Origin of the sequence: Streptomyces sp. NBC_01431 (assembly GCF_036231355.1) — a bacterium.
GTDB lineage: Bacteria > Actinomycetota > Actinomycetes > Streptomycetales > Streptomycetaceae > Streptomyces.
On the sequence record NZ_CP109496.1, the window covers coordinates 383,834 to 399,258 of the forward strand.

General features: G+C 68.3%; 15 protein-coding genes and 1 pseudogene. 11 read left to right on the top strand and 5 right to left on the bottom strand.

Going from position 1 to position 15,425, the window contains the following annotated elements; genetic code table 11:
• Positions 1–746 precede the first annotated feature (746 nt).
• Positions 747–2,966 carry a sialidase family protein gene (locus OG522_RS01985; RefSeq protein WP_329461160.1) on the top strand — a complete coding sequence of 740 codons (2,220 nt, stop codon included), beginning with the start codon at positions 747–749 and terminating at the stop codon, positions 2,964–2,966.
• Positions 2,967–3,432: 466 nt separating this feature from the next.
• Positions 3,433–3,720, top strand: a complete 288-nt coding sequence (locus OG522_RS01990) for a hypothetical protein (RefSeq protein WP_329461161.1) — start codon at positions 3,433–3,435, stop codon at positions 3,718–3,720.
• A gap of 787 nt (positions 3,721–4,507) precedes the next feature.
• Here OG522_RS01990 and OG522_RS01995 read toward each other — a convergent pair.
• The 3 genes from OG522_RS01995 to OG522_RS02005 all read right to left on the bottom strand — a co-directional run bounded on the left by OG522_RS01995 (position 4,508) and on the right by OG522_RS02005 (position 7,775).
• Positions 4,508–5,185: a class I SAM-dependent methyltransferase gene (locus OG522_RS01995; RefSeq protein ID WP_329461162.1), complete on the bottom strand. Its 678-nt coding sequence runs from the start codon at positions 5,183–5,185 to the stop codon at positions 4,508–4,510.
• Between the two features lie 894 nt (positions 5,186–6,079).
• Positions 6,080–6,922, bottom strand: coding sequence for a hypothetical protein (locus tag OG522_RS02000; protein WP_329461163.1), 843 nt, complete (start codon positions 6,920–6,922; stop codon positions 6,080–6,082).
• 262 nt (positions 6,923–7,184) lie between these two features.
• Complete coding sequence (locus tag OG522_RS02005; RefSeq protein ID WP_329461164.1) at positions 7,185–7,775, bottom strand: TetR/AcrR family transcriptional regulator; 591 nt, start codon at positions 7,773–7,775, stop codon at positions 7,185–7,187.
• Positions 7,776–7,901: 126 nt separating this feature from the next.
• On the opposite strand from OG522_RS02005, the gene OG522_RS02010 reads away from it, so the two are divergent.
• The 3 genes and pseudogenes from OG522_RS02010 to OG522_RS02015 all read left to right on the top strand — a co-directional run bounded on the left by OG522_RS02010 (position 7,902) and on the right by OG522_RS02015 (position 10,127).
• Positions 7,902–8,855: an NADP-dependent oxidoreductase gene (locus tag OG522_RS02010; RefSeq protein ID WP_329467446.1), complete on the top strand. Its 954-nt coding sequence runs from the start codon at positions 7,902–7,904 to the stop codon at positions 8,853–8,855.
• A gap of 685 nt (positions 8,856–9,540) precedes the next feature.
• Positions 9,541–9,819: pseudogene (locus tag OG522_RS41165) on the top strand (hypothetical protein); the annotation flags it as partial.
• Between the two features lie 56 nt (positions 9,820–9,875).
• Positions 9,876–10,127, top strand: a complete 252-nt coding sequence (locus OG522_RS02015; protein WP_329461165.1) for a hypothetical protein — start codon at positions 9,876–9,878, stop codon at positions 10,125–10,127.
• A gap of 533 nt (positions 10,128–10,660) precedes the next feature.
• Here OG522_RS02015 and OG522_RS02020 read toward each other — a convergent pair.
• Positions 10,661–10,933 carry a hypothetical protein gene (locus tag OG522_RS02020; RefSeq protein WP_329461166.1) on the bottom strand — a complete coding sequence of 91 codons (273 nt, stop codon included), beginning with the start codon at positions 10,931–10,933 and terminating at the stop codon, positions 10,661–10,663.
• Between the two features lie 456 nt (positions 10,934–11,389).
• Between OG522_RS02020 and OG522_RS02025 the strand changes: the two genes are divergently transcribed.
• From OG522_RS02025 to OG522_RS02040, 4 genes are all read left to right on the top strand, one after another.
• Positions 11,390–11,686: a transposase gene (locus OG522_RS02025; RefSeq protein ID WP_329461167.1), complete on the top strand. Its 297-nt coding sequence runs from the start codon at positions 11,390–11,392 to the stop codon at positions 11,684–11,686.
• A 15-nt stretch (positions 11,687–11,701) separates the two neighbouring features.
• Positions 11,702–11,872 carry a hypothetical protein gene (locus OG522_RS02030; RefSeq protein ID WP_329461168.1) on the top strand — a complete coding sequence of 57 codons (171 nt, stop codon included), beginning with the start codon at positions 11,702–11,704 and terminating at the stop codon, positions 11,870–11,872.
• On the top strand, positions 11,869–12,120 hold the full coding sequence (locus tag OG522_RS02035) for a hypothetical protein (RefSeq protein ID WP_329461169.1): 252 nt from the start codon (positions 11,869–11,871) through the stop codon (positions 12,118–12,120). Before OG522_RS02030 ends, OG522_RS02035 begins: the two co-directional genes overlap by 4 nt.
• A gap of 283 nt (positions 12,121–12,403) precedes the next feature.
• Complete coding sequence (locus OG522_RS02040; protein ID WP_329461170.1) at positions 12,404–12,670, top strand: hypothetical protein; 267 nt, start codon at positions 12,404–12,406, stop codon at positions 12,668–12,670.
• A 540-nt stretch (positions 12,671–13,210) separates the two neighbouring features.
• Here OG522_RS02040 and OG522_RS02045 read toward each other — a convergent pair.
• Positions 13,211–13,423 carry a hypothetical protein gene (locus tag OG522_RS02045; RefSeq protein ID WP_329461171.1) on the bottom strand — a complete coding sequence of 71 codons (213 nt, stop codon included), beginning with the start codon at positions 13,421–13,423 and terminating at the stop codon, positions 13,211–13,213.
• Between the two features lie 104 nt (positions 13,424–13,527).
• On the opposite strand from OG522_RS02045, the gene OG522_RS02050 reads away from it, so the two are divergent.
• Together OG522_RS02050 and OG522_RS02055 are read left to right on the top strand one after the other, a co-directional pair.
• Positions 13,528–14,379: a class I SAM-dependent methyltransferase gene (locus OG522_RS02050; RefSeq protein ID WP_329461172.1), complete on the top strand. Its 852-nt coding sequence runs from the start codon at positions 13,528–13,530 to the stop codon at positions 14,377–14,379.
• Positions 14,380–14,455: 76 nt separating this feature from the next.
• Positions 14,456–15,256: an inositol monophosphatase family protein gene (locus tag OG522_RS02055; protein ID WP_329461173.1), complete on the top strand. Its 801-nt coding sequence runs from the start codon at positions 14,456–14,458 to the stop codon at positions 15,254–15,256.
• Positions 15,257–15,425: the final 169 nt, after the last annotated feature.

The following is a 15,425-nucleotide window of genomic DNA, read 5'->3' on the forward strand; positions in this document are numbered from 1 at the left end:
CCACCACGCACCGCACCGCACCGCACCGCACGGAGCAGCCCGACCCGCGCCCCACCCCGCCACGCACCGCACCGCACGGAGCAGCCCGACCCGTGCCCCCCACCACACGCCGCACGAAGCAGCCCGATCCGCGCCTCACCCCGCCACACACCGCATGGAGGACCTGGAGAACCGCCAAGGACTCGCGCATCCGCGTCCCTGACAGCCTCAGTAAATTCCTGGTTTCCCGTCGACGCCGTGTGCCACTCCCCTTGCGTGGTGGCATGTCCAGGACGACACTCCCGGATTGCGCACATGCGGGCACCTTTTGCGTGAAGGTCCTTCGCTAGCCGTACCCGTACCAACTCCGGGTTCAAGAAAGGATGTTCAGTGTCACGTTCCCTAGCCGGCAGACGCCACCCCGTCAGCCAGCAAGCCGCCCTCGGCCGCCTGGCGTGCCGCCTCCCCACCCCTGCCCAACCCGCACGTCACCGCCGCTCCCTTCGTGCGACGCGAGGAGCCCGGCGCCTCCCCCGTCCACGGCAGGGGCTAGCGGCGGCTGGGTGATCGCCCCAGGCCCTCCTGCCCGCTGACGCCGAGGAGCAAGGAGAGCAACCCCGCAGGCCCCTGCGCCGACTCCCCTCTACAACTACGCCCCCAGGACCGCCCCGGCCCCTGGAATCCGGCTATCGGCAGGGGAGAGAACACCCCCGCCCAACCCCCGTACGCACGTCGCTCATGTCCGCCTTCCTGAAGAGAGGCAGTCCATGATCAGACCTTCGTTACGCCGCAGCCTTCTCGCCACAACGAGCGTCACCGCCCTCACCCTCGCCGGTCTCCTGTTCGCGCAGCCTGCCATGGCCGACGTCACCAACGGCGGTTTCGAGACCGGCACCCTGTCCGGCTGGACCACCACCGGGACCACGACAGCGATCAACTTGGGTGCGCACAGCGGCACTTACACCGCCCGGGTCGGCGGCACCTCTCCCACCAACGGCAACTCCTCGATCGCGCAGACCTTCACCGCGCCGGGCGGATCCCCCTCGCTCAGCTTCTGGTACGACGTGTTCTGCCCGGACACCGTCACCTACGACTGGGCGACCGCCACCCTCAAGGACAACACATCCGGCACCACCACCACGCCGCTGACCAAGACCTGTACCAGCGGCCAGGGCTGGAAGCAGAAGACCGCCGCGCTCACCGCCGGGCACTCCTACACCCTCACCCTGATCAGCAAGGACGACAACTACGCCGGTGACCCCACCTACACCCTGTACGACGACATCGTGGTGTCGGGCACGGTAGCCAATGACTTCTCGATCTCCGACAGCCCTGCGTCGGCGACCGTCAACGCCGGTTCCTCGGCGACGTCCACGATCTCCACGGCGGTCGTGTCCGGTACCGCCGAGACCGTGAACCTCTCGGCGAGCGGCCTGCCGTCCGGGGCGAGCGCGGCCTTCAGTCCGGCGTCGGTGACCGCAGGCTCGTCATCCACGCTGACCATAACCACCGCCACGAGCACACCGTCCGGGACGTACCCGATCACGGTGACCGGAACGAGCCCCTCGGCGACGCACTCCGCCGCCTTCACCCTGACCGTCAACGGCAGCGGGGCCGCTCTGAGCCAGGTCAGCACCGACCCGTTCACCAACACCTCCAGCCAGCACGCCACCGAGCTGGAGCCGGACACCTTCGCCTACGGCAACACCATCGTCGCCTCCTCACAGGTCGGCAGGTTCACCGACGGCGGCTCCTCCGACATCGGCTGGAACACCTCGACCGACGGCGGCGCGACCTGGCAGCACGGCATGCTGCCCGGCATCACCGTCTACCAGGGCGGCGGCAGTTGGGCCCGGGTCTCCGACCCTGCGGTCGCCTACGACGCCAGACACGGCACCTGGATGGTCTCCGGACTGGTCATCGACGCCAACGCCAACGGCGCGGGCGTCACGGTCAGCCGCTCCTCGGACGGCCTGAGCTGGCAGAACCCGGTGCTGGCAGTCGGCAACGACGGCCGGGGCTACGACAAGGAATGGATCGTCTGCGACAACACCGCCACCAGCCCCCACTACGGCAACTGCTACGTCGAGGTCGACATCACCTCGTCCGGCAACGCAGTCGTGATGAGTACGTCTAGCGACGGCGGCGCCACCTGGTCCGCGCCGGTCGCCCCGTCCGGCGGCCCGACCGGCCTCGGCGGCCAGCCCCTGGTCCAGCCGAACGGCACCGTGGTGGTGCCCTACTCCGCCAACGGCTCCTCGATCCAGGCCTTCAACTCTGCCAATGGCGGCACCAGTTGGAGTTCGACGTCACTGGTCGCGAACGTCAGTAGCCATGGTGTGGCGGGCGGCCTGCGCGACGGCGAGGGCCTGCCCTCCGCCGAGATCGACGCCTCCGGAAAGATCTACATCGCCTGGCAGGACTGCCGCTTCCGCTCCGGCTGCCCCGCCAACGACATCGTGTACTCCACGTCCACCAACGGAACATCCTGGTCCGCCGTGACCCGCGTCCCGATCGACGCGACCAGCAGTACGGTGGACCACTTCATCCCGGGCATTGGCATCGACCACGCCACCTCCGGCACCACCGCCAGGATCGGCCTGTACTACTACTTCTACCCGCAGGCCAACTGCACCGCATCCACATGTCAGTTGGAGGTCGGATTCCTCTCCTCCACCGACGGCGGCACCACCTGGAGCACCCCGCAGACCGTCGCGGGACCCATGTCACTGTCCCAGATCGCCTCCACCACCCAGGGCAGCATGGTCGGCGACTACATGTCCACCTCCGTCGTGAACGGCAAGTCCGTCGCCGTCTTCGCCGTCGGCAAAGCCCCCACCTCCGGCCAAGCCTTCGACGAGGCCCTGTACACGGCCGGCGCGCTCAGCCTCACCGGCGGCACCGTCACATCCCAGCAAGCCACAACCGCGCAGAACGCCGACGCATCTCGTACGCCGCGACAGATCCCGCTGACCACCCTTCGCTGATTCCGAACCCGTAGACCAGTCAGTGTGGGCGCACCCTCAAGAACCCGAGTGCGCCCACACGGCTGTCCGGCAGCGGGAACCGAGGCGCGGCCCTCGGCGTCACAGTGGCATGCATCGGCAAGTGGAGAACGTTGTGGCAGCGGCGCCGAACACAGGCAGCCGGGGACACGGGCCGAGCCTGCTGTGGCTCGGGGTCGCCCTGGTCGTGACCTCCTGCTTCCTCACCGCCTGCGGAGACAACGACACCGGTACGCAGGCGCGCTCGGCACCCGAGCGCCCTTCCGCCGAGGCACCCTCTGCGGCACCATCGGGCAGCGGCCCCAGCACCCCCGAACCCCCGGCTTCTCTGCCCAGCACGACACCCGCAAGGTCGTCAGCGCCGGCCCGGACAATACCGGGGCCCCCGACAGGGACTCCCCCGGCTCCCGGGGCTGGTTCTGCGTCTTCGGGTTGCGCCACCGGTTCTGTGACCACCACCCACGGCAGCACGGATCCAGCCGCCCGGCGGCTGTGCGTGCGGCCCGGAACGACAGTGACGGTTGTCCTGGAGCCCCGTCCTGGAGGTTCCTGGCCGCCGCCGCACACCAGCAGTCCGATGCTGGCCACGGTCATCTCGACCGCGACGGACGGGGACGGGACGAGCCACGTCACCTTCCGGGCCGCGCGGACCGGATCGGTAACCATCACCTGGGGCCCCGTCGACGCCCCTGCCTTCACCCTCCAACTGGACGTCGCGGCCTACCCAGTTCAGTGACTCACGGCGATCACTGCCCCGGGCCGAGAAGCACGGAACGGCCGGCGCACCCCGCGAAGGCATGCGCACCGGCCGCCGCAGGACGGCGCAGGGACCGGGTCCGATGTGGTCAATCGTTGCCAGTCGGAGTGGGTGGTCGAAGTGCGTGGTCGAAGTGGGTGGTCACCGGTCGGCCTGGCCGGGTCGATGCTCTAGCACGGGAGCGGGAAGTCTGTACGGGCCGGAGGTGATCCAGTTCGTGCCGCACCCGTCGGCAGGTGACAGCCCCCGTCCCAGCCCATCCGCACACGCAGCGCCCCGCTCCGAGAACACCGGAACAGGGCGCTGCGTTGTATGTGCACACGTTCTGCGCACGGCACTGGTCCCAAACGCGTTGGTGAGGCCGCCACCGTAGCGATCCGGAGCAGCGAGGGCGCCGCAGCCGGGCGGCTGCCTTGCGCGCGGGATGGATTCACCGAGTTCCTTCCACGGTGGCGCCTCCAGGCCTATTCGCGCGGGTTCCACGATGGCGCGGGCCAGGGGGAGTTCGCTGAGGTGCTCGGCAGCCGCAGTGTTTGCGGATAGGGCTTCCTCGTCAAAGCAGGTCGGCGCCGACACGGGGGGGGCGCTACCCGCGCACCCTGCCGCTGCCCGCCGCCTACGTCATGGCCGCCGAAGGCATCATCCGCTGGGCCTTCGTCCACGCCGACTGCACGAAACGCGCCGACCCGGCCGACATCCTCGCCGCACTCCATGCGCTGAGCTGAGCAACCATCCTGGTGCCAGGGCGAGTTCACCGCTCTCTGGATCAGCCTTTACGGGTCGCCCACACCTCGACATACGGGCCCGGGTCCACGCGATCGACCTCGAACCCCGCCTCGGTCACGGCGGCGGCGAACTCGTCCTGGCCCCAGACCGTGTACCAGCGGCGTCCATCAGGCTCATCGAGCCAGCCCGTACGGCCAGTGGCCTTGAGACACACGTACAGCCTGCCACCTGGCCTCAACAACCCGGCGAACTGGCCGAGTACATCCACCGTCTCGGCCTCAGCCAGGTGGACGAGCGAGGCAGAAGCCCAGATGCCGTCGAACGTCCCAGCCGGAAACTTCGATCCGACTTCGCGCAGATCGCCCTGGGAAGTAGGAGCGTGGGCGCGGGCCATGGCTACGAACACCGGGTTGAGGTCGACCCCGCGCACCACATGGCCGTACGCACGGAACCGGGCCAGATCCCGACCAGGGCCGCAGCCGGCGTCCAGGATCAGCGAGGGCCGCGGCAACCAACCCGCGAACCGCTCCACTCGATCGGTCATCTTCGGAGCATGCGTGGCCGAGTAGTCGTCGGCCCCGTCGCTGTAGACGGCGACAGACACGGCAACCGGGTCCAGACCCGGGTCGGGGTCCAGGCCCGGGTTCGCGAACGGGTCGGGGTCCGGGTCCAGGCCCGGATCCGAGTCCGCACCATTGACCGCGCCGTGTGTAGCCATGTCGCCCCCATCATCCAAACCGCAACGCGTTCCACACCCTTCCGGGCGTTCCTGGCACAGTCGACCAGTCTGCCACCCCCTCCGCTGCCGCTCAGGCCTCGCCCGCAGGGCCTCCTCGGGTCAGCCAGATGTTGCACGGCAGCGATGTCATGGGCGCGCGACCCTGGAAGCATGAACCTTGAATTCCTGGTCGTGCCGGAGTGTCCGCACACCGGCCCAGCGGCCGCGCTCCTGCGTCAGGTACTCGACGAGGTGGGCCTGCCGAGGACGGCCTACTCAACACGGGTGATCGCCAACGAGGCCGTGGCCGAGGCCGCCGGCTTTCACTGGGTCGCCCACGATCCTGACCGACTGCCGCGACCCGTTCACCGAGCCGGGCCGCCCCCGGGGCTCACCTATCGGATGCACCGGACCTCCGATGGTCTGGCCGGGCTCCCCCAGCCCGACCACCTGCGCCACACCTCCCAACTGCCAAGCCCTACAGCAGACTTCATCCTGGAACCATCAGTAAGACGCCTCGGGCAGCGGCAGTCACGCAGCTGCGGCCCTCGAGGCCACGCAGCTCGCCCAGCTCCGTGAGGCGACAGCGTGCTCATGCGAAGCGAGTTCGGCTATCCGTCGATGTTCATCGACACGCTGGGCGCGCGGATGTCCTGGGCTGCGAGCCGACCATCATGGTGCGCCGGGCGCCGAGCGCGCCGATGCGGTGGCGCCTGTCGACACAGCCGCCGAACGCGTCCAGTACCCGTTGCGGACGTGGACTGAGGACGGACTGCTGCCGGTGTGGACGAATTTCTACCGATGCGGATGACGCAGCCGAAGCACAGCCCTCTCGCTCGGGCCAGCATGCAGCGCCGCAGTGATCCGAGCGCCGCTGCGCCTTGGCCGGCGTACCTAGTTGGGGCTGTCGGAGGTGATGCGGGCCAGCAGTTCGCGGACCTGCCGAGTTCGTCGGTGTCCCAGGGGCAGGAACTGCTCGCAGTCCACGAGTGCTTGGCGGGCTTCTGCTTCGGCTTCCGTGCGGCGGCCCAAGCCGTGCAGGGCGGTGGCAGCGCCGAGCGCGACGGCCCCGGCGCCGCCCCGACCGTGCTCCGGGGTCGGCTTGCGGGCCTCGGCAAGCGCCTCTTCATAACGGCTCTGGCCGTTGAGGCTGCGCACCAGGCCGCAGCCCAGGGCCATGGCGGCCTCTCCCTGGGCACGGGGCAGCGCACCTCGGGCAATGGCTCCGGCCTCCTCATGGCGGGCCTGACCGTTGAGGGCGTGCACCAAGCAGTGGAGCGCGGCAAGTTCCACCTTCACGGAATGCTGCGTGATCCGCGCCAGGGCGATCAGGACATCCCGGCACTCGGTCTCGGCCTCGCCAGGCCTGTCCAGGGCGCACAGCGCCAGCGCACGGTTCACCCGGACCGCGAGCGACGTGACGTAGTGACTCATGCTCGGCGGGTCAACCAACGCCGCCAGCAAACCATCCAGTTCGGACAATGCCTGCGCGGCGCGCCCTTGGGCGAGGACGGCGCGCGCGGCCAGCAACGAGGCGGTCACGTTCGTCAGGTCGCCCTGTCCCGGGGCACGCACCGCCGCACCCTCGAAAGAGCGCGCCTGTGCCTCGGCCTCCTCGGCGCGGCCCGCACGCAGGAGCTCACTGATACCCCGCAGCACCAGCGCCGCGGCCTGGTCAACCCCGCCTGCGGCCGACTTGGACTTCTTACGGGTCAGGAGGGTGCGTATGGACTTCACGGATCGTGAGACTACGGGAGTCGCCCGTTGTTGATCGTCGGTGCTGCCCTGCCCGTCTCATCCATATCTGCCGGTCCCCAGGCCGCGATCCCCCAGCGCCGGCGTCACGGCCCTCCTACGATCCGCTGGGCGGTACGGGAGGGGCGAGATCGTCCAGCGGTGACACCGGCGCCGACCGCCGAGTCCAACCGCATACGGGAGGGCTCGTCGGCGGCACCCCTGCGGCTCGCTCAGCAGGTTCTCGGCCAGGCGGGCGAGTTCATCACGCCCTCCGGCTAGCCGGCCTGAGACCGTCCATAAGCAGGTCGAGCAGGCGCCGGGCCTGGGCAGGATCTCCGGACTTGGCGGCGACGGCGAGCATGCCGAGGATGCCGGCAGAGACGTCTTCGGCGCTAGCGTCGGCACGGATGTCCCCCGCGGCGGCTCCGGCATCGAGGATCGTGGAGATGGCCGACAGGAGCTCCTGCCGGGTGTGAGCGAGGGAGATCTCGCCGGAATCGATCATGGCGAGCAGAGTGTCGGTCATGCCGTGTTTGGTGGCCACCCAGTCCCCGAACAGGTCCATCCACAGACGCAGCGCGTGCGCGGGCGGATGGGCGGCGACCAACTCGTGTGCCCCGCCCGTCAGCCGGACGACCTGATCCCTATAAACGGCGTCGACAAGCGCTTCCCGGGTTGGGAAATGGCGATAGACGGTGGCGACGCCGACGCCCGCCTGCCGGGCGATCGCGCGCATCGATGGCTCGGTGTCGGAGGTGGCGAAGGCGCGGGTGGCCGCCGCGAGCACGATCTCGCGGTTGCGCGCAGCATCGGCACGCAGCTGCTGCGCGTTAGGGGAGGGATTGGTGGCCATATCTAAACGGATCGCGTTCCGGTTGAGGTGCTCACCGGGTTAGTCTAGGCCCCGAGCTAACCGGAGCATGTTCCGATTACCCCTGGAGGAGACCTCATGTCCCAACTCCCTTCCGCGCCGGGCACCATGCGCACGGTGCGCTTCCACGAGCACGGCGAGCCCTCTGACGTCCTGCGCCTGGAGACCGCTCCCGTACCTGAGCCCGGCCCCGGCCGCATTCGCGTCGCCGTGCACGCGTGCGGACTGGCCCCGGCCGACTGGGCCCTGTGCCGCGGGCTCATGCCCGGGACCCTGCCGCGCGGCATCGGTTGCGACGTCTCGGGCATCGTCGAGGCTGTCGGCGCGGGCGTCACGGACGTGGCCGTCGGCAACCGCGTGTTCGGCACCGCCGACTACGCCGACCAGCCGAGCGCCGGCGCAGCGGACCGCGCCGTTCTGGATCACTGGTTCCCCGTGCCCAAGGGGCTGGACCTCACCCGGGCCGCCACGCTCCCCATGGCGCTGAGCACCGCATCCTGGCATCTCGCGCGACTCGGCCTGGCCGCGGACAGCACGATCCTGATCAATGGCGCCGGAACCACCGTCGGCTACGCGGCGGTACAGATCGCCCTCATCCGCGGCGCGCGGGTCATAGCGACCGCCGGGGATACCTACGCCGAGCAGTTGCGCGACCTCGGAGCCACGGTCGTCGGCTACGGCGACGGGCTGGCCAACCGCGTCAAGGCCCTCAGCATCGGCCGGGTCGACCTCGTCTTCGACACCGCGCCGCCCAACAACGCTCTGCCGGAACTCGTCAAGATCGTCTGCGGCGATCCCAAGCGTGTGCTGACCTGCTCCGACATGGCCGGGGCAGCGGAACTCGGGGTGCGCGACAGCTTTCACGAAGACCCCGCGACGTGGACCGACGACGAACGCTTCGGCGTCTTCCCCGAGTTCGCACAGCTGGCCGCGGAAGGCAGGTTCACCGTGCCGGTCGCCGGGACCTTCCCCCTTGCGGACTGGCGCAAGGCTCTCAACATCAGCCTGACCGGGCACGCCCACGGGAAGCTCCTGCTCCTGCCCGCCGACAGCTCCGATTGACCAGGGGGATCGACGCGCTTGAAACAGTCGAAGACGTTCAGGTCGGGCGGAGTTGGGCTGCGGGAGCCGTCGGGCACGTCCCTGTGTCAGCCCGGGACAGGGGTCGTTTCGCCCTCGTCCAGCCATTTCGTCGAGCAGGTAGCCGTTGCGGGGCCATGGCATGGCTTCGCCGGTGCCGGGCGGTGTCGGTGTCGATGCCAATGTCAGTGTCGGTGTCGGTGTCGGTGTCGCATGGAAGGCCCGTAGAAGTGAGGCGCGGCGCTCGCCGACGAGCCCCAGCATGAGAGAGCGACTGAACTGCTGTTCGGCGGGCAGGGACTGCGCGACGAGCCGCAAGACAACAGCGACCCCAGGCCGCGGCCGTCTTTGCCACCCGAAACAGTCATCCCAGGTCGCGGATCGGCACACAGTGTCACGAGGCCGCATTGACAGCGAAGTCAGTCCACGCAGGTCAGTGCCTCGCGTCGGACCAACTTCACTGTCAACCGACATTCGAGATCCAGCGTGCGTATCAGGATGCGATTGTCCCGTCCTGGTCGACCGGGTTCTCGTCTCACATGATCTGGTCTGATTCGTTCGCTGTCCCAGATTGTCTGCCCCGAGTTGTTCCTCCCCGGTCGGGGGAACTCGTCCTTCTCGGGGTGGACGTCTGGGCGCTGTTGCTCTTGCAATGCCGGCAGACATGATGCCTGGGTTTACGAGTACGGCAGCACCTTTGGTGGGTCGCGCCAGATGGCCGGGATATGCAGCGGCGGCGTGGGGGCTCGTATTCTCTCTGCCCATTTTCTACTGGGCGGCAGGTGGTGTGGCGGGCGCCGCAACCACCGTTGCTCCCGCCTTGGTAAGACTGGTTCAGGAACGGGTCACCTGGTTCATCGTGGTCCTGTGGGTGACCTGTCTGCTCAAGGTCGTCGGCGGTCTGCTCGGTCTCGCATTGGTGGGCAGTTGGGGCCGGTGGGGGAGCCGCCTTCTGCAACTGGCAGGCTGGGGTGCGGGGGTGTTGCTCTTCTGGCACGGGGGTTGTTCCTGGTCCAGGGGCTGCTCGTACAGAGTGGCATCGTCACGATCGCGCCGGAGCTGCTGTCGGTCAGCCGTTGGTACACCTTCCTGTGGGGTCCCTGGTTCATGGCCGGTGGGCTCTTGTTCATCATGGCCGCGCGGATCCACCTGCGATCTGTACGCGACTGGCGGAGTGGCGCGATCGCGGGCGCGGTCGGCGGGTTCGGCACACTGGGTCTTTCGGTGGCCATGCTGACGGCGGGTATCGGATAGCAAGTCCGGGACTACCAATTGTGGCTCAGCGCCCTGAGATTGGCACCACTTCGAAACAGCACCGGCAGACCAGACCAGATCGCCCGAGACGCCGACAGCGACCGCACGCGCCAGACCAGACAGAGCATCTGAGATTTCGGGTCACCGCCCGTCGCAATCGATCTGGTCGTCGCAGGGCGCAGCCCCGGCCTTGGACCAGATCAGCTGCGACGGGACAGCGATCCACGCCCCGCGGCCGCGCAACCAGACGCTCACGGGCCCATCCCCGCCCCGCCCGCAGACCAAGCCGCGGCCCTTCTCTTTCTTGACCATCGGGCGCAGGGAGGCCGGCGGAAGAGGTTGTCACCCCCCCCTCCACCTCCAATCGCGCGGTCTGGCCAGGCCGTTCCCGTCGGGTACCGGATGCTGGGGGCAGCAAATGATGCAGCAGATGCGGCGATTAGACACTTGCCGGGGCGGCTGGCTTCAGCCCGCCGCATCCGCCCCCGCTATGGGTGGCTCAGCATCCATAAGGAAACGCCGCCGAGCCTTGTCTAGTGCGCCGAGAAACACACGCTGGAGAACGAAGTGTCGGCCGGTCCGTGCTGCCCCAACGCCAGGCGCTTTGATCCGCCGTCGCACTTCTTACCGGTGTAGATAGTCACTGGGCCCGTAGTGCCGTTGTACGCGCCGCGCGCCTCCTGGCTCATGGCCAGGCACTTACCGTCCGGCGGGTTCTCGACGAAGAACGGCTTGCCTTTGGGGCCCAGCCACGTAAAAGAGCCCTTGCTGGCGAAGGCATCGCTGGCGGGAAGAGTTGCGGCCAAAACCAACCCTTACAGCACGGCGATGCCGGAACGACGCATACGCGTAAGTGATCCCATGCCGGGTCAACGAGCTTGCCGGACCCCGGTCACGACTTGACGAATACTGCTCGGCGACAGGAGGACGCATGCAAACAGGTGCCCAATTTGTCGTTTATGGTCCGGGGTCGAAGGCGGATCGAATTTGTTGAGCGTTTTCGCAGTTCGCCGGATGCGGAAGTGGCCTTCCGTTGATCCTTTGCTCCGTCACAGCGGCAGAGGAACCAGCTTGGAAAGGCCGTGGTCGTGAATTTGGTGCATCAGGCGTCCTGCAGGATGCGTTCGCGGAAGCGTCACACTTCCCGCGGAAGCGTGACACTTCCCGTCGGAGCTGCACGCGTATCTAATCGCTCGGGGCGACGCATTGTACGAGCTGTGCGACGCGCTGTTGTGCCCGGACGGCCGGGGTGCCGCTGTCCCGTGGCCGCGCTGGAGAGCGCCACGATGACAACGGTCCAGATCCGCGAGGTCATCGAGCGGCTCGTGGAAGCCAGGCAGTGGCAGGAGGGCGATCCGGAGGTGCTCGTGGTGATGGAGGCCGGATATGACGCACCGCGCATTGCTCACCTGCTGGACAGTCTGCCAGTACAGGTTTTCGGCCGTCTCCGCTCCGACCGGGCGATGCGACGGCCGACGCCGCCGCGGATCTACGATCCGCAGGGAGGCCAATCACCCAAATACGGTGGGGAGTTCGTCCTCGGCCACCCTGTCACCTGAGGAACCGAGAAGGCTGTGACCACCACGGACACCCGCCGCCACGGGCAGGCGACCGCGCAGGCATGGGACTGGCTGCACCCCAGGTTGACCCGCAGGGCGACTTGGCTCGACCACGACGGACCGCTGCCCATCATCAAGGTCACCGCATCCGCCTGGTTGCCGAGAAGCCCCCCAGCGGCGGGGTGAACAAGCCCGTCTGGCTGGGGTGGTCGGGTACCGGTGCCACCACAGCGGACATCGACCAGTGCTGGCCGTCCTTCCTCTGCCGCTTCGACCTGGAGCACACGTTTTGCCTGTTCAAGCAGACACTCGGCTGGACACAGCCCCGGCTTCGCAGCTCGGATGCGGCCGACCGGTGGACGTGGCTGGTGATCGCCGCCTACGCCCAGTTCCGGCTGGCCCGCCCGCTGACCACCGATCTCCGGCGGCCCTGAGAGGAGCCGGCACAGCCGAACAAGCTCACGCCCGACCGTGTCCGAAGGGGCTTCAGAAACCTGCGAGCGAAGACCGGTTCTCCAGCCAATGCACCGAACCCGTCCTCCCGCGGTCCCGGCCGCCCACTCGGCTCGAAGAAGCACCGCCCTGCCACCCGTCACGACGTGGGCCGAGTCCTCACCACCGACGAGTCCTACGCCCACCCCGCACGCCACAAGGTCGGCACGAAAAACGCCGACGAACAGGCTGACAAGGGACAATGAGGATCAGCACAATGAACACATGCGATACGAGGAGAAAGCCAAGCTCATGGCCGTGAAGGGCCTGATCCCGCCGGCCATCCTCGTCGCGTCACCCGCGTTGCTGATAGCAGGAGCGCCGATCCGCCGCCGTTACCTCCGCTACGTCTGCCGCGATGAAGCCCCGCAAATCCTCGACAAGGAGCGGGGCTGGGTCAGTGCCCACTACTTCGTCATCAGCCATCCGCTTCTCGAATGGCTCTGCTGGCCCACAGAGACACTTGCCCGGCTCGTCGAGCACCGAGGTTAAACCAGCTCACCTTGCCGGTCGAGCGCACCTTGCCCCGGGCCGGTCCGTTCTGGGGGACGCCGAGCCCCCCCCCCGTCGCTCGGACACCACCGTAGCCGCGCAACCAACAACGCCCAGGCCGCCCATCCCCGCCTCACCCACTCACCCACTCACCCACTCACCCAAGCCCCCACCCGCTGTTTCGACTACCCCGCCAACCCGAGCCAGAAGCTCTGGACACCCCTCCCCCGCGCTATCACTGCGCCCAGAGAGCAGGCGAGGCCCGCCCCGTTCGGGCGTCGGACCGGCGCGCAGAGCGCTGCGTTGGCGCCACCGCCGCCCGGGGATACCGCGATGCCGCTGACAACTCGGGGTTGTCACTCCGAACCCGCCACGGGCGGCCCGCGACGACGATGCAGCGGATCGCGGAGTTGAACCGCCGGAACGGAGTGAACTCCCCCCGGCGTTCTCCCGTACAACTGCGCCGAGTCGACGCACTTCAGTCTGGGGCGCAGGTTGGGCCCGGACCTCCTCGGTGCACTCATTGAAGCCGAACGGGCCTCAGATCTTCATCCGGTGCCGCTTGATCGCCCGCCCCGACCAAGTCGTAAACGGCGCTTCCTCCTCGGGCACCTCCACCTGCTGAGCGATGCACGACACTGCCGGCACCGAAATCTCTCCAGCGTCCTCCGGGAACCGGGCCTCCGCCTCAAAGAACTTCAGACACAGGGCGAACCCCCAGCCAGTTCGCTCCCGACTGGTGATCGCTTCCAACTGGTTCAGTGGTTGTAGGTGGTCAGCGCCTGCGTGTCCGGGTGGCCGCGCATGAACCTGGCTCCACTCATCAGGCCTTGGAATCAATCCTCTAGGCTGACGTGATGACTGATGAGCAGGAGCGGGTGCAGCCGTCGGGAGTATGGGCCACGGCGGTGGGGGTGGCCAGGGTGCGGGCGCGGGAGACCGAGCGGGAGAACGCGCTGTTCCGCGACCCACTGGCACAGGCCTTCGCCACCGCTGGCGGCCGGTGGCCCTCCTCGCCGCCGCAGCCCGATGACGAGGCTGCGCGGCGCCGCAGGCTGGGAGTGGCGTTCTCCATCGTCATCAGGACGAAGTTCCTCGACGACCTGTTGCAGGAGGCTTCAGCGTCCGGGGTCCGGCAAGTCGTACTCCTCGGCGCCGGTATGGACAGCCGGGCCTTCCGGATGGACTGGCCCGAGGGCACCCGGCTGTTCGAGGTCGACACCGCCGCGCCACTGGACTTCAAGGCTTCGGTTCTGCGCCAGGAGCGGGCCGTCGCTGGCTGCGAGCGGATCACCGTCGCGGTGGATCTGCGTGAGGACTGGCCAGGCGCGCTGGCCGCCGCCGGGCACGACCCGACGGTGCCGACCGTGTGGATCGCCGAAGGGCTGCTGATCTATCTGCCCGAAGACGCGGTGGAGCTGCTGCTGGCCCGGATCAGCACGCAGTCGGCGGCAGGCAGTCGGATGGGGCTGACGTTGGGCTCGCGCGGCGTGATCGAGCGCTTCGGTGCGGGCGCCGTGCCGGGATCGGCGGCGTCCATGTGGGTATCGGAGATGCCCGACGACCCGGTGGGCTGGCTGGCCGAGCACGGCTGGGAGGCCGCCAGCCACACCCTGCGCGAGCGCGCTGCCGCCTACGGCCGCCCGATCAGCACCCCGCCGCAGCACGAAGAGGGGCCCGGCGGACTGATCTCGGCGGTGCGCCGGTAGAGCGCCTCCTGGTTCGGCGGCCCTCTGACCAGGAAGGTTCACCAGGGCGGTACTTCGCCTCGATAGTCTGCACGGCGTGATCAATTCGTACGCGGGTTCCGACGATGCTGAAGTAGCGATAGCCGGGGCGCGGGCCGGCGCACATGTGGTCCGCGCCATGTACGCCCAGCAGCTCAACCGCATCGACAAGGGCGCCGGGGACTTTGCCACCGCCGCCGATGTGGAGGCCGAAAAGGCGATCCTCGGCATCATCCGTGCCGCACGGCCCGATGACGCGGTGCTCGGCGAGGAGGGCGGGCAGCAGGGTGCCACCGGCGCTGTGCGCCAGTGGTTGGTGGATCCCCTGTGCGGCACACTGAACTACGCCGTCGGCAACATGTTGGTGGCTGTCAACGTGGCGCTGCGCGATGGGGCGGCCGCGGTGGCCGACCCGTTCAGCGGCGAGGTGTTCTTCACCGACGGGGAGTCTGCCTGGGTGCGGCAGGACGGGGCTGATGACGCCGTGCTGACGCCCTCGTCCGGTACCCGTCTGGTGGACGTCAACCTGGATCCGCCGTTTCCGAATGCACCCGGGTTCCGGGCGGTGAATCTGCTGGCCCACTCTGAATTCGTCGGGTGTTTCCGGCCGCGGGTCGTGTCCACGACGCTGGCGCTGGCTTGGGTTGCTGCCGGCAAACGCGCCGCGTATGTCACCGATGGCGGCGACCTGTCCAGGAGTGTGCACTTCGCCGCCGGCATCGCTGTATGCCGAGCCGCGGGATGTGTTGTCACCGGGATCGACGGTGGCCCGATTGGTGAATCGGGTCGTGGGCTTGTGGTCGCCGCGGACAACGAGACCCACGGGCTGCTGGTGTCGATGATGCGCAGCCGAAGGTAATCCAAGGGAAGCCGATGAGGTGTTTGCTCAGCCAGGTCTTGGTCTCGGCAGTGTTGTGGGTGGCGCTGTCACGCACCAGGTGCACGCCGGATCGGGTGGGTACGGCCTTGTCGATACGGATCAGGACTTCTTGACCTCGATCGCACGGTGGTGGCGGTGGAGTTGGGAT